Genomic DNA, 928 nt, shown 5'->3' with positions numbered 1-928 from the left:
AGAAATTTGAATTGCTCATAAAATAAAAATTGACGTTTCATGTTTTGTTTAGTTTTCAAAGAACTTAATTGGTGGAGCCTAGCGGGATCGAACCGCTGACCTCCTGCGTGCAAGGCAGGCGCTCTCCCAGCTGAGCTAAGGCCCCAATATAATGGTCGGGAAGACAGGATTTGAACCTGCGACCCCCTGGTCCCAAACCAGGTGCTCTACCAAGCTGAGCCACTTCCCGTTTTATAAAAATGGCGCGCCCGAGAGGACTCGAACCCCTAACCTTTTGATCCGTAGTCAAACGCTCTATCCAATTGAGCTACGGGCGCTTATTAAAATGGTACCGAGGGCCGGACTCGAACCGGCACGGTAGTCACCTACCGCAGGATTTTAAGTCCTGTGTGTCTGCCAATTCCACCACCCCGGCTAGGACTTATGGAGCGAAAGACGGGATTCGAACCCGCGACCCCAACCTTGGCAAGGTTGTATTCTACCACTGAACTACTTTCGCAACATATTTAATTAAAAATGGTGCGGGTGGAGGGACTCGAACCCCCACGCCAAAGGCGCTAGATCCTAAGTCTAGTGCGTCTGCCAATTCCGCCACACCCGCATATCATTTTATAAATGGTGAGCCATGAAGGACTCGAACCTTCGACCCTCTGATTAAAAGTCAGATGCTCTACCGACTGAGCTAATGGCTCTAAAAAACTGGTGCCGACTAGAGGACTTGAACCCCCAACCTACTGATTACAAGTCAGTTGCTCTACCAATTGAGCTAAGTCGGCTTTATGGTGGAGGATGACGGGATCGAACCGCCGACCCCCTGCTTGTAAGGCAGGTGCTCTCCCAGCTGAGCTAATCCTCCGACTTGCCTGGCAACGTCCTACTCTCACAGGGGGAAACCCCCAACTACCATCGGCGCTAAAGAGCTTAACTT

The 928-nt window shown here is 50.8% G+C and carries 9 tRNA genes and 1 rRNA gene; all 10 read right to left on the bottom strand.

Annotated features, from left to right (window positions below):
* Positions 1-69: 69 nt before the first annotated feature.
* A tRNA-Ala gene (locus IEV41_RS19880) sits at positions 70-145 on the bottom strand.
* 7 nt (positions 146-152) lie between these two features.
* A tRNA-Pro gene (locus IEV41_RS19875) sits at positions 153-229 on the bottom strand.
* 11 nt (positions 230-240) lie between these two features.
* Positions 241-317, bottom strand: a tRNA-Arg gene (locus IEV41_RS19870).
* Positions 318-326: 9 nt separating this feature from the next.
* A tRNA-Leu gene (locus IEV41_RS19865) sits at positions 327-415 on the bottom strand.
* Between the two features lie 9 nt (positions 416-424).
* A tRNA-Gly gene (locus IEV41_RS19860) sits at positions 425-499 on the bottom strand.
* 18 nt (positions 500-517) lie between these two features.
* Positions 518-601: transfer RNA gene (locus IEV41_RS19855), tRNA-Leu, on the bottom strand.
* A 15-nt stretch (positions 602-616) separates the two neighbouring features.
* Positions 617-692 (bottom strand) — tRNA-Lys (locus tag IEV41_RS19850).
* A gap of 8 nt (positions 693-700) precedes the next feature.
* Positions 701-776: transfer RNA gene (locus IEV41_RS19845), tRNA-Thr, on the bottom strand.
* A 4-nt stretch (positions 777-780) separates the two neighbouring features.
* Positions 781-856 (bottom strand) — tRNA-Val (locus tag IEV41_RS19840).
* Positions 857-861: 5 nt separating this feature from the next.
* Positions 862-928 (bottom strand): 5S ribosomal RNA (gene rrf, locus IEV41_RS20420); the annotation flags it as partial.

Origin of the sequence: Priestia taiwanensis, assembly GCF_014638355.1 — a bacterium.
In the GTDB taxonomy this organism is placed as follows: Bacteria; Bacillota; Bacilli; order Bacillales; family Bacillaceae_G; genus Priestia_D; species Priestia_D taiwanensis.
Note: the sequence above shows the minus strand (reverse complement) of the source record. Positions and strands in the feature narration are given on the sequence as shown.